Here is a 20114-nt window from a genome sequence, read left to right on the forward strand (position 1 = left end):
TTATGATTTTCTTGAATGAAAGGCGTTTGCCTGCATCAGCTGCCATCCATCCGCGTGGTGAAAAAAACGCCGCGGTTTATGGGAAAGGCCAAGGTGCTGAGTGGTAGGAAATTGTGCGCCCGCGACGCCGGGGCACTTTTCGATCAAGCCGGAAGGCAAGCCCGGAGCGGTTGCACCAGGCCTGTATTTTTGCTTCAGAACCGCAGCGACAGGCAGGACATGCCGCCGTCAAGCTTGGCGCAGTCGGTGTTGTCGATCTGGACGACATCATATCCAGCCTTGTCCAGGACTTCTGCGGTGCGGGGGAAGCCTGCGGCCATCAGCACCAGGTTGTTGAAGCGGATGGCGTTGGCGGCGGCTTCCTCGCCCTCCGGCACATGCAGCACTCGGTAGCCTTGGAAACAGCCGGACGCATCCAGGCGCTTGGTCGACAGGATGGTTTCACCGTCCATCAGCGAGCAGTCGGTTTTGAAGTGCAGCACACCTGCGGGGGTGAAGACTTCGCGCAGGCTGTGTCCCCATTCGGCGGCAATCTCTGCCAGTTCGGCAACGCCTGCGGCGTCGGTGCGATCGGAGCGGCCGACCAGGATTTCCTTCTCCGTTACCAGGATGTCGCCGCCTTCGACATGGCCGGGGCCGGTGATTTCGCGAACCTCATCGTAGCAGGCGCGGAGGGTTGGAGCCATTTCGGCGACCTCACCCAGACGCGACGGCGCGCCGGGGCGCATCAGAATAGCGCCCTGAGGCAGGCAAAGGGCGGTGTCCTCGACAAACTGGGCGTCGGGAAAGGCTTCCAGCGGATCCAGCTCGATCACCTCGGCGCCGGTGCTGCGCAGGGCGGCGACATAGGCCGTGTGGGCCGCCAGCATGCTGTCGAGGCTGGGGTTGCCGATATCCTCGGCGCGCAGGCCGGCGGCGATGGTGGAGGCCGGGCGGCGGGTGATGGCGCGGGTAAACTCGTAGGTGGGGTTGCGCATGGGTTACTCCTGCTCCGGCGCGGGGCCGGTGATTTCGATTTCCACGATGGAGGGGGCTTGGCGTTTGCTCGCCTCGGCCAGTGCGGCAGCGATCGCTTGCGGGTCCTGGGCTACGCGGGTGAAGGGGATGCCGAAGGAGGCCGCAGTGGCGGCAAAGTCCGGCGGTGTTGGGTCGCAGCCGACCACCTCGACGCCGACGGCCTCCATCGAAGAGGCGATCTCGCCATAGCCGCGGTTGTTCCACAGAACAAAGGTGATAGGCAGGTTTTCGTCCACCGCGGCCATGATTTCAGGCAGCGAGAACTGGGCGCCGCCGTCGCCTGCGATGCAGATCACTGGAGTTCCGGGGGCAGCAATGGCCGCACCGATGGCGGCGGGGATGCCATAGCCAAGCGCGCCATATCCGGTGGCGGCATTGAACCAGCCGCCGGGGCGGTCATGGTCGTAGTAGAGGTTGCCGGCATAGATCGGCTGGGTGGAATCCCCCACCATCAGCGAATCCGGCACGGCCGCACGCATGGCGTTCAGCACTTCGACCTGGGCGCGGTAGCCCGGACCGATTTCCTCAAACGCAGCGGCGCGGGCCTGTTCGGCGCGGGCGGCGCCTTCGCTTGTCTTTGAAGGATCGGGAAGGGTGGTCAGCAACGCTGAGATGGCATCGTCGGTTCGGCCTTGAATGGCGAGTGCCGCGTCATGCCGGGCCAGCTGTTCGGCGCAGATGTCGACCCGGATCAGCCCCTCCATGGCCGCCATGCGACCGGTGGCATACATGTCGTAATCGGTGGGCCCAAGCTCGGTGCCCAGTGCCAGCACACAATCGGCACCTTCGATCAGGGCGCGGACGGCTTGCAGGCTGGGGCTGGCAGGTACGGTCAGCGCATGGCCGTGCATCAACCCGCGGGCGTTGACGGTTTGCACCACTGGCGCATCAAGGCGTTCGGCCAGCGCTTGCAGGTCTGCGCCTGCGGCTTTGGCGCCGCCGCCGGCCAGGATCACCACTTGTTTGGCAGCGGAGAGCCGGTCTGCGGCCTGGGTAACCAAGCCCATGTCCAGAGTCGGCTTGGCGGCGTCTTCTGCGGTCGGGGTGCCCTTTGCGCCGGTGCCGGCCACATCCAGCGGGACCTGGACATGGGTGGGTCCGGGGCGGCCTGCGGAGAAGGGGGTAAAGGCGCGGTCCAGCGCGGTGCTCAGCTCTTCCGGCCGGGCGACATGTTCCGAGACCAGCGCCACGGTCTTGGCCAGGGCGTGCTGATCCGGCAGCTCGTGCAGGTGGCCGTGGCCCTTGCCGAGGGTGCCGCTGGCATTGACGCCGGACAGGACCAGCATCGGCACCGAATCCGCGCGGGCCTGGGCCATTGGGGTCAGCGTGTTGGTGAGGCCGGGGCCGGTGATCACAAAGGCAACGCCGGGTTTGCCGGAGGCACGGGCATAGCCGTCGGCCATGAAGCCTGCGCCCTGCTCGTGACGGGGGGTGACGTGGCGGATGCCAGAGGCCGCGAGGCCGCGGTAGAGCTCTACCGTGTGGACGCCGGGAATGCCGAAGACGCAGGAGACGCCGCGCGCTTTGAGTCCCGCGACCAGCGCTTCACCCACTGTTTGTTTGGTCATGCAACGCTCCGTTTCTTGCGGTTTGCGTGGGCCACGATGCGGTCGAGCGCGGTGGCGAATTTGCTGTCATCAATGGTGAGGGCAACCCGGACCCAGTCGCGCAGGCTGTCGCCGAAGGCAGAGCCGGGCATGACGGACACGCCGTGCTCCAGCAGGTCCCAGGCGTAGGCGTCGCCGTCCATGCCGGTGGCAGCGACATTGACCAGGGCGAACATGCCGGCGTCGGGGCGGTGCACGGTTAGTCCGGTTTCGCTGTGTAGCCGCTGCATCATCAGGTCTGCGCGGGCGGAGAAACGGGCGGCCATGCCGGCGGCGACGGAGGACCCCTCGCGCACGGCTTTCTCGGTCATGTCGGCGATGAAGGGCTGGTTGCCGAACAGCATGGTCTCCGAGACCGGCAGCAGCGCGGTGCAGAAGTCTGCGGGGCCGACGCACCAGCCGCTGCGGAAGCCCGGGGCGGCGTGGGATTTGGAGATTGAAGAGACTGCAATCACCCGGTCTGCCAGAGCGGGGTCAGAAAGCGGGGAGACGAATTCGGCGCCATCAAACACCATGTGCTCATAGACTTCATCCGAGATGATCCAGAGGTCGTGCTTGATCGCCAGTTCGCCTATCTCCTGCAGGTCCTGAGCGGTCAGGATGGCGCCGGTCGGGTTGTGCGGTGTGGTCAGCAGGATGGCACGGCTGCGCGGAGTGATGCGCTCTGCGATATCGGCGGCTTGCATGCGGAAGCCGGCCTCGGGGTGCAGCGGAACCGGCGCGGGGTCTGCGCCGGAGGCACGGATCACGCCTTCGTAAGTGGCATACATCGGATCACCCACCAGCACCTCGGTGCCTGCCTCGGCCACGCCCTGCAGGACTGCATAAAGCGCGGTCTGAGTGCCCGGGAAGCAGAGAATGTTTTCCGGTGTGAATTCGCGGCCGCGGCTTGCGGTGTAAGATACGGCCAGAGCTGCGCACAGCCCGGCCTCGCCGCGGCCGTTGGAATAGCCGGTGCGGCCCGATTGCAGCGCCTCGGCAGCTGCGTCGAGCAGCTCCTGCGGGGCGGGAACATCCGGTTCGCCAATGGTCATTTCGACCAGGTCGGCGCCATCCGTTGCCATTTGGCGCGCCTTCAGGTGCACCCCCCATTTGCCGCCGCCCAATCCGGCCAGGCGTTCGGTAATTGCTGTCAGCCTCATGTCTTGTCAGCCTCCTGCGTTAAGTTCAATCCAATGAGGGCGGCAACGGATTGCCGTCCGATTTCAGGCAGTTCCCCGGGCGTGAAGGCGTCGGGCAATGCGCCGCCCTCCAGCCAGAGGCCGTCAATCACAGCGTTGCAGGCAATCGCCAGCTGCCGCAGCCGGGCAGGGGGTGCGGCGCGGCCTGCTTCCTCCAGCGCGGCGGCAATCAGCCCCTCCAGCTGGTCGCGGAAATAGGCATAGGTGCGCTCGTGCGTGGCCTTCATCTGGGGGTCGTTCTGCACCTTGTTCAGAAAGCTGGCCCAAAGCGCTAGTGAGCGCGGATCGACCACCGGCGGCGTCAGCGAGGCCTCAACAAAGGCGCGCAGCTTGGCTAGCGCGGAGCCCTGGACGCCTTCTGCCGGGGCAAAGGTTTCATCCGTCATCGCGTTCATATGGTGCTCGTAAGCGGCGGTGATCAGCTCTTCCTTGGAGCTGAAATAATGGCGGATCAGCCCCTGGGTCACATCGGCGCGTTCGGCGATTCCCCGCACCGTGGCACCGCGCACGCCTTTCTCGGCCACCAGTTCGAGCGTGGCGAGGATCAGTGCTTCCTGCCGGGATTCGGCTGACTCGCGTTTGAATTTTTTGCGCTCCTCGCTCACCTTAGCTCCCTTTTCGCCGGGTGAAGAAATTATACACTTGCATAATTACTGGGATCGCGGCTTACTGCAATCAGAAAATTTGAGGATCACGCAACAATGGACACAGCCGCAGCTGCCGCATCAGTTCAGGAGCCGGACACGCGCCGGGAGGCGATCCGGGTGGAGGACTTGCACAAGTCCTTCGGCAATCTGGAAGTGCTGAAAGGCGTGGATCTGACCGCGCAGCAGGGCGATGTGGTTGCGATCATCGGCGGCTCCGGCTCGGGTAAATCGACCATGCTGCGCTGCATCAACTTCCTGGAGACGCCGAGCTCGGGCAAGATTGTGATCGGCGGCGAGGAAGTCGCGATGCGGGGTGATGGCAGCCCTGCCAATCAGAAGCAGATCGAACGCATCCGCACCAAGCTGGCGATGGTGTTCCAGCAGTTCAATCTGTGGACCCACCGGACGCTTTTGGAGAATGTCATCGAGGTGCCGGTGCATGTGCTGAAGGTGCCCAAAGCCGAAGCCATCGAACGGGCGCGGGAGCTGCTTGATCGGGTGGGATTGGCCGGCCGGGAGGACACCTATCCTGCCTATATGTCCGGCGGCCAGCAGCAGCGGGCGGCGATTGCGCGGGCACTGGCTGTGGATCCGTCGGCGATGCTGTTTGACGAGCCGACCTCGGCGCTGGACCCCGAACTGGTGGGCGAAGTGCTGACGGTTATCCGCGGCCTGGCCGCTGAAGGGCGCACCATGCTGCTGGTCACCCATGAAATGAAGTTCGCGCGCGAGGTCGCGAACCATGTTGTCTACCTTTACCAGGGCCGCATCGAAGAGCAGGGACCGCCTGCCGAGGTCTTTGGCAATCCGCAATCAGAGCGGCTGAAGCAATTCCTGAGCTCGGTCGCCTGACACAAGAAGAACCCAATAAAATCAACAGGGAGAGAACCTCATGAAACTGAAAGCACTGCTTGCCGCTGCAACCGCAGCTGCCGCCCTGACGGCTGGCGCCGCTGCCGCGGAACAGGTCAAGATCGGCATCGCCGCCGAACCTTACCCGCCGTTTTCCTCGCTCGACAGCTCGGGCAACTGGGTTGGCTGGGAAATTGAAGTTATCAAAGCAGTCTGCGCCGCCGCAGAGCTGGACTGCGTGATCACCCCGGTGGCCTGGGACGGTATCATCCCGTCGCTGACCGGCCAGCAGATTGATGCGATCATGGCCTCAATGTCGATCACCGAGGAGCGCCTGAAGACCATCGACTTCTCGGATGCCTATTACAATACGCCGGCAGTGATCGTGGCGGACAAGTCGATGAACATCGAGCCGACACCGGACTCGCTGGCGGGCAAGATTGTCGGCATTCAGGCTTCGACCATCCACCAGGCTTATGCGCAGGAATACTTCAAAGATGCCGAACTGAAGGTTTATCAGACCCAGGATGAGGCAAACCAGGACCTGTTTGCCGGCCGCATCGACGCGACCCAGGCGGACAGCATTGCAATGGCGGACTTCGTGAATTCCGACAATGGCGGCTGCTGCGAGATCAAGGGCGCGGTTGCCGATGACCCGTCGATCCTGGGCCGCGGTGTGGGTGCCGGCGTGCGCAAGGGCGATACCGAGTTGCTGGAAGCGCTCAACAAGGGCATCGCAGCAATCCTGGCTGATGGCACCCACGAGAAGATCACCGCGGGCTATTTCACCACCAGCATCTACTAAGGTGCTGCCGTGACCGGACTGTTTGAGATACTGGGCCTCGGCGCCAGCGCGGAGCTGCTGTCGCTGGAGGGCTGGGGAGGCAACCTGCTGCGCGGGCTAGCCAACTCCCTGCAAATCGCCTTTGGCGCCTTTGGGCTGGGGCTGGTGATCGGGCTGTTCGGAGCCTATGGCAAACTCTACGGCGGGAAGGTCACACGCGATCTTCTCGCCATCTACACCACGGTGATCCGGGCAGTGCCTGAACTGGTGCTGATCCTGATCCTCTACTACGTGGGCAGCGATATCATCAACAAAATCTCGGAAGCGCTTGGCGGCGGCCGGGTTGAGATCAACGGCGTTGCCGCCGGCATCTGGGTCTTGGGCGTGGTGCAGGGGGCCTATGCCACCGAAGTGCTGCGCGGTGCCATCAAGGCTGTTCCCGTCGGGCAGATTGAGGCGGCGAAATCCTATGGCATGCCGACTCTCATGATCATGCGGCGGGTGACGATCCCGGCGATGATGAGCTTTGCGGTGCCCGGGCTGGCGAACCTGTGGCTGATTGCGACCAAGGACACGGCACTCCTGGCTGTGGTCGGCTTCAACGAACTGACACTGGAAACCCGGCAGGCGGCCAGCAGCACCCGGGCCTATTTCACCTTCTTCCTGGCGGCGGGCTTCCTTTATCTGATGGTGACGCTGTGTTCGGGCGCGGTCTTTGCCCGGGTTGAGAAATGGGCGCGGCGCGGCCAGCCTTCGCTGAAAGGAGGCACGGCATGATCAGCGTGAAGGAGCTGATGCAACCGCACCGTATCGTGATGATGCTGGTTTTTGCGGCGCTGGTGGTCTGGTGCGCGGTCTCGCTGCGCTGGGACTGGATCCCGAAGTATGCTCCCTTGGCGCTGGAGGGGCTGTGGGCCACGGTGTGGATCCTGGCGGTTTCGACTTTCCTGGGCTTCCTGCTGGCGGTGCCGCTGGGCTTGGCTCAGGCTGTGGGCCCCTGGTATCTGTCGATCCCTGCGCGCACCTTCTGCACCGTTATACGCGGCACGCCGCTGCTGCTGCAAATCTGGCTTTTGTATTACGGACTGGGCTCGCTGTTTCCGCAGTTCCCCTGGATCCGGTCTTCTGAGCTGTGGCCCTACCTGCGGCAGGCCTGGCCCTATGCGGTGCTGGCGCTGACCCTGTCTTATGCGGGCTATGAGGGCGAGGTGATGCGGGGCGCGTTTTCTGGTGTTGCCAAAGGCCAGCTGGAAGCCGCGAAGTCCTTTGGCATGCCCCGTTTCACCATGTTCCGCCGGATCTGGCTGCCGCAGGCGATCCGCAACGTGCTGCCAACCTTGGGCGGAGAAACCATCCTGCAGCTGAAGGCAACGCCGCTGGTGGCGACAATCACGGTGGTAGAGATCTACGCGGTCTCGTCACGGGTGCGGGCGGATACCTTCATTGTCTACGAACCGCTGCTGCTGCTGGCATTGGTCTATATGGCGATTGCAGGGGTGATTGCCTTGGCGTTCCGGCGGTTTGAAGCCGGCACACCGCAACGCCGCTAAGCAGGTCGGCCCGGCAGAGCGCCGGGCTGAAGCCTGTTTCGACTACGCCTTTTGCCGTGCGTTGGAGGGATCCCAAGCCGGGGCATCCAGAAGCGTGAAGGCGCGGCGCCTGCCCAGGATGACAACCTCCAGCCCATCGCATGCGTCAGGGATCACATAGGCGAACGCCAGGCTTTTGCCGGTTGCGTGGCCATAGCCGCCCGAAGTGCAGACGCCAACCACCTTGTCTCCCTGCATCACCGTCTCGCCGCCGTAGATGTCGCAATCACCGGCAGCAACCTCGCCGTAAACCAGCCGGGTGGCGATGCCTTTGCCGCGGACGGCTTCGGTCGCGGTACGGCCTTTGAAGTCTCCTTTGTCCGCTGCGTAGAAACGGGTGCAATCGGCCTCGATCAGGGTGATCTCGTTGGTCAGTTCTGCGCCATAGCCGCGATAGGCTTTCTCCATCCGCAGCGAGTTCACCGCCTGGACGCCGAAATCGGCAATGCCGTGGGGTTCTCCGGCTTCCCAGATAGCGCTGTAGAGCGCTGCCAGCTGCGCCATTGGCGCGTGCAGCTCCCAGCCCAGTTCGCCGACATAGTTCACCCGCAGGGCGCGGACCGGTATGCCGGCAATGGTGATCTCCTGGCCCGAAAGCCAGCGGAAGGCGGAGTTGCTCAGATCTGCATCGGTCAACGGTGCCAGCACCTCGCGGGACCTGGGGCCTGCGACCACCAGCATGCCATAGTCATCGGTCACGTTTGTGATGACCGCGTCGTTGCCTGCGGCAAAACTCAGCTGATCCTGCACCATCCGCTCGGTTCCGGCGCCGGAGAGAACGTAGAAGCGGTCCTCAGCCAGCCGGGTGATAGTCCATTCACCCTCGATCCGGCCATTGTCCGACAGCACATGGGTCAGGTTGATGCCGTCGGTTTTCTTTGGCAGGCGGTTGGCGGTGAGATGGTTCAGCAGGGCCTCAGCACCGGGGCCGGTGACGTCGAATTTGGCAAAGCTCGACAGGTCCATGATGCCAGCCCGCTCGCGCACGGCGCGGCATTCTTCGGCGACGATTTGGAACAAATTGTTGCGGCGGAATTGCAGGTCTTCGGTAAAGCCCTCGGGGGCGAAATACTTCGGCCGCTCCCAGCCGTAAACCTGGGTGAAAGCCGCCCCCTTCGCCTTGAGCGGCTCATAAAGCGGCGTTGTGCGGGCCTCGCGCCCTGCCGCCGCTTCGCGCCCGGGCAGGGGGGTCACGAACATCTCGTGGTAATCTTCGAAGCTTTTAGCGCGGGTATAGTCCTGATCGGCAAAGCCGCCAAAGCGGCGCGGGTCGGTGCAGGCCATATTGATCTCGGCATCGCCGTGGACCATCCATTGGGCCAGGTATTTGCCGACCCCAGCCCCCTGGGCGATGCCGATGGAGGAGCCGCAGCATTGCCAGAAGTTGCGCAAGCCCGGTGCGGGGCCGGCCAGCGGGTTGCCGTCCGGCGTATGCGGAATGGCGCCATTGATGATGCGCTTGATCCCTGCATTGGCAAAGACGGGCATGCGCTCAAATGCCTGTTCCAGCCAGGGTGCAATACGGTCGATGTCGCCGTCGAACAGTTCGTTCTCGCTCTCCCATTCGGGGGAGCCGCCGCGGTGGTCCCAGGCTTCCTTGGCGCCATAGTGCTCGTAGATGCCGACCAGACCGGATTTCTGCTCCTGCCGGTAATACCCGGCGGTGGCCGGGTCGCGCATCACCGGCAGCTCGCCCTCCCAGGTCTTGAATTCGTCCAGCGCTTCGGTGACCAGGAAGTGGTGCTCCATGTTTGTGATCGGTGTATCCAGCCCGACCCAGAGGCCGACTTCGCGCGCATAGCATCCGCCGGCGTTGACCACATGCTCGCAGGTGATGCTGCCCTGTTCGGTGAACACGTCCCACTCGCCTGAGGCGCGCTGCTTGATATCCATCACCCGGTTGCGGCGGATGATGGTGACACCCATCTGGCGGGCGCCCGCCGCCATGGCGTTGCAGGCGCTGGAGGGGTCCACATGGCCGTCCATGTTTGTATAGGCACCCGCCAGGATGCCATCGGTTTGCAGCCAGGGGTTCAGCTCCTTGATGCGGTCCGGCCCGATGACTTCCATGTGGAAGCCCACATTGGGCGCAAATCCGGCGACATAGTTGAACCAGTCCACCTCTTCCTGAGTGGTGGCCAGCCGGATGCCGCCGCAGCCGTGCCAGCCGGCGGGCTGGCCGGTCAGCTCCTCCAGCCGGGGGTAGAGCGTGTTGGAGTAATGGTGGATCTTGGCCATGTTGTAATTGCCGATGAAGCTGGGGCATTGGCCGGCCGCGTGCCAGGTGGAGCCCGAGGTCAGCTCGCCCTTCTCGACCAGCACCACGTCTGTCCAGCCCTCTTCGGCCAGGTGATAGGCCAGGCCGACACCCATCATGCCGCCGCCGATGATCACCGCTTTTGCGTGAGACTGCATTTGGAGTTCCTTTCCTGAAATCTTTGGAATCTTGGTGACTGGGTTTGGAGGGCCGGGCGCTGCCCGGCCTATCGGCCGGGTGGCATTGTCAGTTTCAGAAGCGCCACTCTGGTCACCAGATACCGTTGCCGCCGAACATCCGGGCGCGGGGCAGAATGATGTTGAAGTTCTCGCGCAGCTGCCGGTCCAGCTGCTCGGGGATGTGGCGGGGGTAGTGTTCCGCCAGGATGGCCTGCACCTTGTCCCGCGCGGCGTCGCGGGCATCGCGGGCGCCGGCCTCCTCCCATTCGCTGATGCTGCGGCGGTCGGCGATCTCGGGGTAGAGGTAGTCGGTCTTCATCCTGGCAAAGGTCTGCGGGTGGCCGAGGTAATGGCCTTCGCCCAGCACCACGTCGCGGATCACCTCGAAGTTCAGCGTGTCCTCGCTGACTTCGACGCCTTTCACCGTGCGCAGGATGGCGCCCAGCAGGTCGTTGTCGAGCACGTAGCTCTCAAAACTGGTGCCCATCAGGCTGCCGTGCATGCCTGCGCATTCGTGGATCATCGAAGCGCCGGCATGGGCCGCCAAGGAGATGGTGTAGCCCTTTTCGCCGCCTGCCTGCATGTCGGGCAGCTTGCTGTCGGTCATGCCGGCAGGCACCGAGTTCGGCAGGTCATAGAAACCGGCCATCTGGGCACAGGCCGCGGACAACAGTGCCTGCTCGCCCGAGCCGCCGGACATGGCGCCGGTGCGCAGGTCGCTGACAAAAGGCCAGGTGGCAAAGATGGCGCGGCAGCCGGGGTCGATGATGTTGCAGAGGATCAGCCCGGCCAGAACTTCGGCGCAGGCTTGCGCCACCGCGCCTGCAAGGGCGGCAGGGGCGGTGGCTCCGGCCTGGCCTGCAGCCACCAGCAGGATCGGCATCCCGGCCTCAACCGCGGCCTCAAGCGCGTCGCAGCTTTCGGTGGCAAAGCGCATCGGCGGCACCACGTGGCAGCAGACCGCGGTGCAAAAGGGGCGCTGGCGGAATTTGTCCTCGCCGCCCGCCACCGCGTCCAGCATCGGCATCACCGCCTTGACGCTGGCGCTGTCGGTGTAGCTGACGGCGATGGATTTCGAGGTGCCGGAGAGGCAGGCGTAGGTGGTGTTGATATCGAGATCCAATATCGACGTGGTGTCCCGGGCCACCACCGAGCGGTGGTACCAGTGGATATTGTCCATCTGGTCCACCAGCCGGGCGATGTCATAGAGATCGCCGACGGTGCTTTCGCGGTATTTTCCGGTGTGGAAGTCCATCATGGTGGGGGCGGCGCCGCCGGTACCGGCATGCACGCGGCGGCCGCCGATTTCGATGTCATGCACCGGATCGGTTCCATGCAGGGTGAACTTGCGCCTTGTGCGGGCGATCACATCTTCAACCAGACTGCGGGGAAAGCGCAAACGCCCCGCATCGTCCACCTGGCATCCTGCCGCAACGGCGCGGGCCTGAAGGCTGGGTGTGACCTGCGATAACCCGAGATCACCCAGCAGCTGCAGCACGAGCTGGTGGATGCGCTCCATCTCTGCCGGGCTCAGCGGCCGGTAATGGCCCCCGGGCATGCCGGGAGTGATGGGCGGCGCGGCGGCAGTATCTGAGGCGCCCCGGGCACGGCGGCCGGGGCGGCGTGGAGCGGTAGCTGGCATAGGCGGACCTCATGTCGAATTTGAGATCCAGTTGCGGTCAAAACCGGGGCGTGCTCAAACGATCATTCTGAATGCGTTGCATTCTTTCAGATCATGCCAAATTATCTGCCGCTTCGACCTCTTCTAAGATCCACTTGAGGAAATCTCTGATCAGCGGATTGGAGATCTTATCTTCGGATGTGCACGCGTAATAGCCTTCACCGGTTTCCAAGGGTCTGTCCGCAGGGCAGGTCAGGCGGCCATCGGCCAGCATCGGATCGGTGATGTAACTCCAGCCCAGGGCAATGCCGCGGCCTGCCTCTGCGGCCTGCAGCACCATCGGGTAGCTGTTGAGGCGGATGCCGGGGCGCTGCGGCTGGCCGGTGACACCCTGCTGCGCCAGCCAGACCTGCCAGTCAACGCCGCCCCAGATATTGCCGCCGCCCTCCAGATGCAGAAGCGTCTGCTCCAGAAAATCCGCGGGCTGACGCAGCTCCGGATGCAGCTGCAGATAGGTGGGGCTGCACACCGGATAGACCCGCTCGCCGAACAACCGCCGGGCTTTGGTGCCGGGCCAGTGCCCGTCGCCATAAAGCACCGCGATATCGGCGTCGCCCTTGCTGGGGTCCACTTGCTGGTCGGTGGCCAGAACCCGCAAGTCCGCGGCGGGGTGGCGTGCGCTGAAGCGTTCCAGCCGCGGCATCAGCCAATAGTAGGAAAAGGCAACCGAGGCGGCCACGGTGATTTGCGGCGGGGCCTGGGCTGCGCGCAGCCCATCGACGCAGCGGGAGATCTCCTCGAATCCCCGGGTGACGGCGGCAAACAGCTGGCGGCCTTCGGGGGTGAGGTCGATGGCGCGGTGGCGGCGCAGGAACAAGGCGTGGCCAAGATTGTCTTCCAGCACCTTTACCTGGCGGCTGACAGCGCTTTGGGTGAGGCAGAGTTCATCAGCGGCGGCGGTGAAGCTCAGCCGCCGCGCGACTGCCTCGAACGTGTGCAGCTGCGGAAGCGGAGGCAGGGGGAATTTCTTCAAGATCCGGCTCCTTTGCGCACCAGGGCCGGCAAGGCCGGCCCTGGTGCGAGGATGCGCAAGGTTTTGAAACTCTGTCCAGCGGAGAGAAGCCGGCGAATTGCAAAATAGCTGATGTAAATCAAATTGCAGCGGAGCAGTTCTCATTAGTGTCAGCGGCAGAAGCAAATGGTGATTCCTGTAACTTATGCCGCGCACTCCTGTCATATTCTCTGCTTGCTGCCTGGGCTTTGCTCGCCGGCTGGCGGGGATCTGCGCCGCATTCATGCTGGTGCTGCAAATAGCCCTATCTGGTGCCGGGCAGGCAGCGCCGGGCGGAGACTGGATCGAGATCTGCGGCGAGTTCGGTGTGGTAGAAATTCAACTGCCTGCGGCAGGCGGCGGCGAGCGGGAGGATTGCCCCAAGTGCAGCATCTGTGCGCTGTGCGCTGCGGAAACCGGTGCGCGCCCTGCTGTCTGGCAAGCAGCAGGCTCCAGCTGTGCGGTGGATTTTACTGTCTGGCTGCCTGCAGCAGTTTCCGTGCGTCCAAACCCGGCGCAGTACTGGCATGACGGCCGCGGGCCTCCGCTGGTGACCAAGAAGAACTCCGAACGCGCCCTGCGCGCGTCCGTGGCAGCCACTCAAAGTAAAGGAGGGGCGCCATGGGCCTGACACGCGCCTTCCGGGGCTGGCTGACAGCCCTTGTGATGATGCTGGCCGCAATGTTTGCGGCGGCGGCTGAGGCAGACAGCCTCGACAGTTTCCTGACAGAGCTGACCCCTGCCGATCTGGTGCCCGGCGCCGAGGCCTTTGGCCTGGTGCGCAGCGATGTGCCGGTGGCGCCGGTGCTGAAAGGCGGCGAGACCGTTGCCTATGCTTTCCTGACCTCAGATTTCGTCGGCACCACCGGCTACAGCGGCAAGCCGATCCATGTGGTGGCCGCGATTGACACCGATGCGGTGCTGACCGGCGTGAAGCTGGTGAAGCACTCCGAGCCGATTGTGCTGATCGGAATTCCCAACTCGAAAATGGTCAAGCTGACCGAAGGCTATGCCGGGCTGGACCTGAAGGCCGAAGCCGCGGCGGGCGGCGATGCGCATGATCTCGACATTATTTCCGGCGCGACAGTCACGATCATGGTGATCGACGACAGCCTGGTGCGGGCGGGCATCAAGGTCGCCCGGGCGCTGGGGCTGGGCGGTCTGTCGCCGGTGCAGCCGGACGGGCCGAAGCGCGAGGTCGACATGGCCCGCGAGGAGGTATTGGACTGGACCACGCTGGCAGGCGACGGCTCGGTGCGGCGGATGACGCTGGATGTGGGGCAGATCAACGCGGCCTTCGAGGCCACTGGTGACCAACGCGCGATCAAGCGGCCTGAGGCAGGCGAGCCCGGCGATACCTTCATCGACATGCATGTGGCACTGGTCTCGGTGCCGTCGATCGGCAAGTCGCTGCTGGGTGAGGCGGAATACAAGAACCTGCAGAACTGGCTGCAGGAGGGCGAGCAGGCCATCCTGGTGCTGGGGCGCGGCAGCTACAGCTTCAAGGGCTCGGGCTATGTGCGCGGTGGTATCTTTGACCGCATCCAGTTGATCCAGGGCGATGCCTCGGTGCGGTTCTTTGACAAGCAGCATAAGCGGCTTGGCGCGCTGGCCACTGGCGATAGCCCAAGTTTCACTGAACTGGATCTGTTCAAGATCCCCGCCGATGCAGAGTTCGATCCGGCAGAGCCGTTCCGTCTGCAGCTGCTGGTGCAGCGGGCTGTCGGGGCGCTGGAGCGGTCGTTCCTGACTTTTGATCTGGGCTACAAGCTGCCGGAGCAATACCTGCTGCCCGCCGCGCCTGCGCCCAAAGTGGTGGAGGATGCCACGGATGAGGCCGCTGCCAAGGCAGCGCTGTGGCAGCGGATCTGGAAAGACCGCACTGTCGAGATCGGCGTACTGGGCGTGATGCTCTTGGTGCTGACTGGCGTATTCTTCTTCCAGTTCCAGGCAACCGTAAATGCGCGCACTTTCTATTGGTTCCGCATCGGTTATCTGACCGTGACGCTGGTATTCCTGGGCTGGTACGCAAATGCGCAGCTGAGCGTGGTGAACCTGATGGCGCTTGCTGGCAGTCTGCGCAGCGGCTTCTCCTGGGATGCGTTCCTGCTGGACCCGCTGGTGTTTATCCAATGGTTTGCGGTGGCGGCGGCGCTGCTGTTCTGGGGCCGCGGCGCCTATTGCGGCTGGCTGTGCCCGTTCGGCGCGCTGCAGGAGCTGACCAACAAGATCGCTCGCGCCTTCAAGGTGCCGCAGATCACCTTGCCCTGGGCGCTGCATGAGCGGCTGTGGCCTGCGAAGTACATGATTTTCCTGGGCCTGTTCGGTCTGTCGATGGTCTCGATCCCGCTGGCGGAAACCTATGCCGAGGTGGAGCCGTTCAAGACCGCGATCATCCTGAAGTTCGTGCGCGACTGGCCGTTTGTTGTCTTTGCGCTGGTGCTCTTGGGCCTGGGGCTGTTCGTCGAGCGCTTCTACTGCCGCTACCTGTGCCCGCTGGGCGCGGCGCTGGCCATCCCCGCGCGGATCCGCATGTTCGACTGGCTGAAACGCTATCACGAATGCGGCTACCCCTGTCAGACCTGCCGCAACGAGTGCCCGGTTCAGGCAATCCACCCCACCGGTGAGATCAACCCGAACGAATGTGTGAACTGCCTGCATTGCCAGGTTCTGTACCAATCCGAAGTGAAATGCCCGGTTGTCATCAAGCAACTGAAACGCCGGGCCAAAACCGGGAGCCCCGCGCCGGACGCTGCTCTGGGCCGGCCCCCGGCAAACCACCCCAACGCGAACAGGACAAAAGTTTCCTGAAGGAGGACGTCATGTCTGATGATCTGAAAAACAAACTGCCAGTTACCCGCCGCGGGCTGCTGGGGGCAACCGCAACCGGAGCAGCGCTGGCGGCAGCCGGCGTGGGCTCCTCGCTCTTGGGCGCTGGTCCTGCACGGGCCGCGGGCAAGGTGGCCTTGGAGCCGGGCGAGCTGGATGAATACTACGGTTTCTGGTCTTCGGGCCAGACCGGCGAGCTGCGCATCCTGGGTGTGCCGTCCATGCGTGAGCTGATGCGGATCCCGGTGTTCAACCGCTGCTCGGCAACCGGCTGGGGCCAGACCAATGAGTCCAAGAAGATCCTGACCGAGGGCCTGCTGCCGGACACCAAGGAGTTCCTGGCTGCCAACGGCAAGGAAACCTATGACAACGGCGACCTGCACCACCCGCATATGTCGTTCACCGACGGCACCTATGACGGCCGCTATCTGTTCATGAACGATAAGGCCAACACCCGCGTTGCCCGGGTGCGCTGCGACGTGATGAAATGCGACAAGATCATCGAGATCCCCAACGCCAAGGACATCCACGGCCTGCGTCCGCAGAAGTTCCCGCGCACCGGCTATGTCTTTGCCAACGGCGAGCATGAGGCGCCGCTGATCAATGACGGCCAGATCCTGGACGACCCGTCGCAATATGTGAACATCTTCTCGGCCATCGACGGCGACACCATGGAGGTCGCCTGGCAGGTGATCGTCTCGGGCAACCTGGACAACACCGACTGCGACTATCAGGGCAAATACGCCTATTCGACCTCCTACAACTCGGAAATGGGCATGACGCTCGCCGAGATGACGGAGAACGAGCTGGACCACGTGGTTGTCTTCAACATTGCGGCGATTGAGGCCGCGATTGCAGCGGGCGACTATCAGGAGCTGAACGGCGCCAAGGTGGTTGACGGGCGCAAGGGCGCGCCGGGCAAGCTGACCCGCTACATCCCGATCCCGAACTCGCCGCACGGCATCAACACCGCGCCGGACAAGAAGCACGTCTGCGTCAACGGCAAGCTGTCGCCGACTGTCTCGGTGATCGACGTTGAAAAGCTGGACGCGCTGTTTGATGCGGATGCCGACCCGCGCTCGGCTATCGTTGCGGAACCGCAGCTGGGCCTTGGTCCGCTCCACACCGCTTTTGACAACCGCGGCCATGCCTACACCACCCTGTTCCTCGACAGCCAGGTGGTGAAATGGGACATCGCCAAGGCGATCGAAGCCTATGCCGGCGCTGACGTGGATCCGATCCTTGATAAGGTCGATGTGCAGTACCAGCCGGGCCACAACTCCACCTCCATGGGCGAAACTGCCGAAGCCGATGGTAAGTGGCTGATTTCGATGAACAAGTTCTCCAAGGACCGGTTCCTGAACGTCGGCCCCCTGAAGCCCGAGAACGAGCAGCTGATCGATATCTCCGGCGACAAGATGAAGGTGGTCCACGACGGCCCCACCTTTGCCGAGCCGCATGACTCGATCATCGTTCACCGCTCCAAGGTGAACCCGGCCAGCACCTGGCAGCGCAACGACCCGATGTGGGCGCAAGCGCGGGCGCAGGCCGAGGCGGACGGGGTCGACCTGGACGATTGGCAGGACACCATTGTGCGCGACGGCAACAAGGTGCGGGTCTATATGTCTAGCCAGGCGCCGAACTTCAGCCTTGAGAAGTTCACCGTCAAACAAGGGGATGAGGTCACCGTCTATGTCACCAACCTGGACGATATCGACGACCTGACCCACGGCTTCTGCCTGTCGAACTTCGGCATCGCGATGGAAGTGGGGCCGCTGGCCACCGCCTCGGTCACCTTCATTGCCGAGCGTCCGGGCGTTCACTGGTACTATTGCCAGTGGTTCTGCCACGCGCTGCACATGGAGATGCGCGGCCGGATGCTGGTTGAGCCGCGGAGCGCCTGACGATGAGACGGCTCCTGCCCATTTCCCTGGTTGCGGCCCTGACCTGGCTGGCGCCTTCCTGCCTGACACCGGTCTGGGCGGCCACTTGGGATGTGCCCAACCGGGCAGGAGCCATCAATGAAACACTGGCGCAGGCGGCGGATGGCGACACCCTCCGCCTCGCCCCCGGCACCTATGGTGAAACCTTGGTGCTGGACCGGCCTGTAACGCTGGACGGGCAGGGCCAAGCCACGCTGGACGGTCAAGGCAAGGGATCGGTGATCACCGTGACCGGGCCGGGTGTGACGGTGCGGGGGCTGACGGTGGTTGGCTCCGGCTCCTCGCATCAGGAGATCGACAGCGGCATCAAGCTGACCAAGACGGCAAAGGCACCGCAGATCCTGGATAATGTTCTGCTGGGCAACCTTTACGGCGTGGATGTTCACGGCGCCAAGGACAGCCTGGTGCAGGGCAACCGGATCGAAGGGCGCCAGGACCGCCGCATGAATGCCCGCGGCAACGGGGTTTACGTCTGGAACGCCCCCGGTGCGGTGGTGGACGGCAATGAGATCCGCTTTGGCCGCGACGGGATTTTTGTCAACAGCTCCAGGAAAAACACGTTCACGAACAACACCTTCCGCGACCTGCGCTTTGCCGTGCACTACATGTATGCCGACAATTCCGAGGTTTCGGGCAATGTCTCGATCGGCAATCACCTGGGCTATGCGGTGATGTTCTCCAAACGGGTTAAGGTGACCGGGAATGTCTCGCTGAATGATCGCGACCACGGGGTGATGCTGAACTACGCCAACCAGGGCGAGGTGCGCGGCAATTATGTGAAGGGGGCCAGGGACAAATGCACCTTCCTTTACAACGCGCACAAGAATGATTTTTCAGGCAACTGGTTCGAGGGCTGTGGCATCGGCATCCATTTCACCGCGGGAAGTGCCGGCAACCGGATGGTGGGCAATGCCTTTGTCGGCAACCGGCATCAGGTGAAATTTGTCTCCACCAAATGGGTAGAATGGAGCGAGGACGGCCGGGGCAACTACTGGTCAGACTTTGCAGGCTTTGACGTGGACGGGAATGGCATCGCTGATGCGCCTTACCGTCCGAATGACAGCATGGACCATGTGCTGTGGACCCAGCCGGCGGCGAAACTCTTGATGGGATCGCCCGCGGTGCAGCTGGTGCGCTGGTCGCAGTCGGCGTTTCCGGCGCTGCTTCCCGGCGGGGTGATCGACAGCCACCCGCTGATGGTCCCTGTGCGGCCTGAGGCCGCCAGAAAGGTTGAACAAGATGGATAACTTTCCGCTGCAAATCCGCGCGCTGGACAAGTTCCGCGGAAGGACACAGGTGCTGCATGGCATCGATTTGGATATTGCGCCAGGCGAGCGGCTGGCTCTGCTGGGCCACAATGGAGCGGGCAAGTCGACATTGATCAAGGCGGTGCTGGGGCTGATCCGGCATGAAGGCGGCAGCATCCGCATCTGCGGCGCGGCGCCGGGAAGTGCAGCGGCGCGGGCGGCAACGGCCTTTCTGCCTGAGGCGGTCAGTTTCCATCCGGCTCTGACCGGGCATGAACAGCTGGCGCTGTTTGCCCGCCTTGCCGGCGAACGCGCAGACATTAATGGCTTGCTGGAGCGGGTCGGTCTTGGTGAAGCCATGCACCGCCGCATCGGCGCCTATTCCAAAGGGATGCGGCAGCGGCTGGGCTTGGCACAGGTGCTTCTGGGGCGCCCCAAGCTGGCGCTGCTGGACGAACCGACCAGCGGGCTGGACCCGATCTCGCGCCAGGATCTTTATGCCATCATTAATGAACTCGCCGAGCAGGGCGCTGCGGTGCTGATCGCCTCCCACGCGCTGACCGAAGTTGAGGCGCGCACCGACCGCATCGCCATCCTGCGCAAAGGGGTAAAGGTCGCCGATGACACCCTGGCGGGGCTGTCGGCGCAGGCCGGACTGCCTGTCAGGCTGCGGGTACAGGCCAACGGCAGCGAGGCGGACCGGATCGCAACCCAAACCGGCGGGCGGCGGATCAATGGCGCCTCGGTCGAGATCCTCTGCCGTCCGCAGGACAAGATGGAAGAGCTGCGCAAGATCGCCGCCATGGGGGACGCGGTGGCTGACATCGACATGGTGCCGCCGCGGCTCGAAGACCTGTACCGCCACTATTCCGGGGAGGACCGCAAATGAGACGCGCCTTTGCCATTGCCCGCGCCGAGATGCTGATCCTGCGGCGCAACCGCTGGCTGGTCATGGCCACGCTGATCATGCTGGCGTTTTCACTGGCGCTGTCCTTTGCCGGTTCGGCGCCGACGGGGACGCTGGGGGTGGACATGCTGACGGTCTCTGTGGCCTCGATGACAACGCTGTCGGTCTATCTGGCACCCTTGCTGGCTTTGATGATGGGGTTCGATGCTGTGGCAGGGGACAGGGACAGGGGCAGCCTGGCCTTGCTGCTGGCTTATCCGGCCGGGCGGGCAGAGATCCTCTTGGGCAAGCTGATGGCGCATCTGGCCGCCTTGGCGGTGGCTATGTGCATCGGCTTTGGCGCCGCGGGTGCGGTGGCCGCCTGGTTCGGCGGTGCCGGTCCCGAAAGCCTGATGGCGCTGGG

The 20114-nt window shown here is 63.8% G+C and carries 17 protein-coding genes; 10 read left to right on the forward strand and 7 right to left on the reverse strand.

Going from position 1 to position 20114, the window contains the following annotated elements; all coding sequences use genetic code 11:
* Positions 1-194 precede the first annotated feature (194 nt).
* The 4 genes from RA20_RS10645 to RA20_RS10660 are packed head-to-tail and all read right to left on the reverse strand — an operon-like array spanning position 195 to position 4410.
* On the reverse strand, positions 195-977 hold the full coding sequence (locus RA20_RS10645; RefSeq protein ID WP_039127952.1) for a dimethylarginine dimethylaminohydrolase family protein: 783 nt from the start codon (positions 975-977) through the stop codon (positions 195-197).
* Positions 978-980: 3 nt separating this feature from the next.
* Positions 981-2585: a 5-guanidino-2-oxopentanoate decarboxylase gene (locus RA20_RS10650; protein WP_039127954.1), complete on the reverse strand. Its 1605-nt coding sequence runs from the start codon at positions 2583-2585 to the stop codon at positions 981-983.
* Complete coding sequence (locus RA20_RS10655) at positions 2582-3766, reverse strand: pyridoxal phosphate-dependent aminotransferase (protein ID WP_039127957.1); 1185 nt, start codon at positions 3764-3766, stop codon at positions 2582-2584. Before RA20_RS10655 ends, RA20_RS10650 begins: the two co-directional genes overlap by 4 nt.
* Entirely contained in the window at positions 3763-4410 is a 648-nt protein-coding gene (locus RA20_RS10660) for a TetR/AcrR family transcriptional regulator (protein ID WP_039127960.1), read from the reverse strand. Before RA20_RS10660 ends, RA20_RS10655 begins: the two co-directional genes overlap by 4 nt.
* A 96-nt stretch (positions 4411-4506) precedes the next feature.
* On the opposite strand from RA20_RS10660, the gene RA20_RS10665 reads away from it, so the two are divergent.
* From RA20_RS10665 to RA20_RS10680, 4 genes are read left to right on the forward strand one after another with little or no spacing between them, the layout of a single operon-like run.
* Positions 4507-5304: an ABC transporter ATP-binding protein gene (locus RA20_RS10665; protein WP_039127963.1), complete on the forward strand. Its 798-nt coding sequence runs from the start codon at positions 4507-4509 to the stop codon at positions 5302-5304.
* 40 nt (positions 5305-5344) lie between these two features.
* Positions 5345-6109 (forward strand): transporter substrate-binding domain-containing protein, encoded by a 765-nt coding sequence (locus RA20_RS10670; RefSeq protein ID WP_039127966.1) that lies wholly within the window; start codon positions 5345-5347, stop codon positions 6107-6109.
* Positions 6110-6118: 9 nt separating this feature from the next.
* Positions 6119-6865 carry an ABC transporter permease gene (locus RA20_RS10675; RefSeq protein ID WP_039127969.1) on the forward strand — a complete coding sequence of 249 codons (747 nt, stop codon included), beginning with the start codon at positions 6119-6121 and terminating at the stop codon, positions 6863-6865.
* Positions 6862-7638, forward strand: coding sequence for an ABC transporter permease (locus RA20_RS10680; RefSeq protein ID WP_039127971.1), 777 nt, complete (start codon positions 6862-6864; stop codon positions 7636-7638). The genes RA20_RS10675 and RA20_RS10680 overlap by 4 nt, the downstream gene beginning before the upstream one ends.
* Before the next feature lie 42 nt (positions 7639-7680).
* On the opposite strand, the gene RA20_RS10685 is transcribed toward RA20_RS10680, so the two are convergent.
* From RA20_RS10685 to RA20_RS10695, 3 genes are all read right to left on the reverse strand, one after another.
* A complete protein-coding gene (locus RA20_RS10685; RefSeq protein ID WP_039127973.1) occupies positions 7681-10092 on the reverse strand; it encodes an FAD-dependent oxidoreductase in 2412 nt (803 codons plus the stop codon).
* Positions 10093-10204: 112 nt separating this feature from the next.
* A complete protein-coding gene (locus RA20_RS10690; RefSeq protein ID WP_039127976.1) occupies positions 10205-11755 on the reverse strand; it encodes a trimethylamine methyltransferase family protein in 1551 nt (516 codons plus the stop codon).
* Positions 11756-11846: 91 nt separating this feature from the next.
* Positions 11847-12767 (reverse strand): LysR substrate-binding domain-containing protein, encoded by a 921-nt coding sequence (locus tag RA20_RS10695; RefSeq protein WP_052248944.1) that lies wholly within the window; start codon positions 12765-12767, stop codon positions 11847-11849.
* Positions 12768-13029: 262 nt separating this feature from the next.
* On the opposite strand from RA20_RS10695, the gene RA20_RS10700 reads away from it, so the two are divergent.
* From RA20_RS10700 to RA20_RS10725, 6 genes are all read left to right on the forward strand, one after another.
* Positions 13030-13416, forward strand: a complete 387-nt coding sequence (locus tag RA20_RS10700; RefSeq protein ID WP_241482237.1) for a hypothetical protein — start codon at positions 13030-13032, stop codon at positions 13414-13416.
* Positions 13407-15596 (forward strand): NosR/NirI family protein, encoded by a 2190-nt coding sequence (locus tag RA20_RS10705; RefSeq protein ID WP_039127983.1) that lies wholly within the window; start codon positions 13407-13409, stop codon positions 15594-15596. Before RA20_RS10700 ends, RA20_RS10705 begins: the two co-directional genes overlap by 10 nt.
* A gap of 11 nt (positions 15597-15607) precedes the next feature.
* Positions 15608-17518: a TAT-dependent nitrous-oxide reductase gene (gene nosZ, locus RA20_RS10710; protein ID WP_039127986.1), complete on the forward strand. Its 1911-nt coding sequence runs from the start codon at positions 15608-15610 to the stop codon at positions 17516-17518.
* A 2-nt stretch (positions 17519-17520) separates the two neighbouring features.
* The gene (locus RA20_RS10715) at positions 17521-18804 is read left to right on the forward strand and encodes a nitrous oxide reductase family maturation protein NosD (RefSeq protein WP_039127989.1); all 1284 of its coding nucleotides are present in this window, start codon (positions 17521-17523) and stop codon (positions 18802-18804) included.
* On the forward strand, positions 18797-19693 hold the full coding sequence (locus RA20_RS10720) for an ABC transporter ATP-binding protein (protein WP_039127992.1): 897 nt from the start codon (positions 18797-18799) through the stop codon (positions 19691-19693). Before RA20_RS10715 ends, RA20_RS10720 begins: the two co-directional genes overlap by 8 nt.
* A partial coding sequence (locus RA20_RS10725; RefSeq protein WP_039127995.1) for an ABC transporter permease occupies positions 19690-20114 on the forward strand: 425 nt, incomplete at its 3' end. The genes RA20_RS10720 and RA20_RS10725, both read left to right, overlap by 4 nt.

Source organism: Leisingera sp. ANG-Vp (assembly GCF_000813725.1).
Lineage (GTDB): Bacteria > Pseudomonadota > Alphaproteobacteria > Rhodobacterales > Rhodobacteraceae > Leisingera.

Bases quoted from the DNA above. Each gene is read 5' to 3' on its own strand.
- RA20_RS10715 (WP_039127989.1), top strand. From the start codon at position 17,521: ATGAGACGGCTCCTGCCCATTTCCCTGGTTGCGGCCCTGACCTGGCTG.
- RA20_RS10720 (WP_039127992.1), top strand. From the start codon at position 18,797: ATGGATAACTTTCCGCTGCAAATCCGCGCGCTGGACAAGTTCCGCGGA.
- RA20_RS10645 (WP_039127952.1), bottom strand. From the start codon at position 977: ATGCGCAACCCCACCTACGAGTTTACCCGCGCCATCACCCGCCGCCCG.
- RA20_RS10700 (WP_241482237.1), top strand. From the start codon at position 13,030: ATGCTGGTGCTGCAAATAGCCCTATCTGGTGCCGGGCAGGCAGCGCCG.
- RA20_RS10670 (WP_039127966.1), top strand. From the start codon at position 5,345: ATGAAACTGAAAGCACTGCTTGCCGCTGCAACCGCAGCTGCCGCCCTG.
- RA20_RS10650 (WP_039127954.1), bottom strand. From the start codon at position 2,585: ATGACCAAACAAACAGTGGGTGAAGCGCTGGTCGCGGGACTCAAAGCG.
- nosZ (WP_039127986.1), top strand. From the start codon at position 15,608: ATGTCTGATGATCTGAAAAACAAACTGCCAGTTACCCGCCGCGGGCTG.
- RA20_RS10680 (WP_039127971.1), top strand. From the start codon at position 6,862: ATGATCAGCGTGAAGGAGCTGATGCAACCGCACCGTATCGTGATGATG.
- RA20_RS10690 (WP_039127976.1), bottom strand. From the start codon at position 11,755: ATGCCAGCTACCGCTCCACGCCGCCCCGGCCGCCGTGCCCGGGGCGCC.
- RA20_RS10665 (WP_039127963.1), top strand. From the start codon at position 4,507: ATGGACACAGCCGCAGCTGCCGCATCAGTTCAGGAGCCGGACACGCGC.
- RA20_RS10655 (WP_039127957.1), bottom strand. From the start codon at position 3,766: ATGAGGCTGACAGCAATTACCGAACGCCTGGCCGGATTGGGCGGCGGC.
- RA20_RS10685 (WP_039127973.1), bottom strand. From the start codon at position 10,092: ATGCAGTCTCACGCAAAAGCGGTGATCATCGGCGGCGGCATGATGGGT.
- RA20_RS10705 (WP_039127983.1), top strand. From the start codon at position 13,407: ATGGGCCTGACACGCGCCTTCCGGGGCTGGCTGACAGCCCTTGTGATG.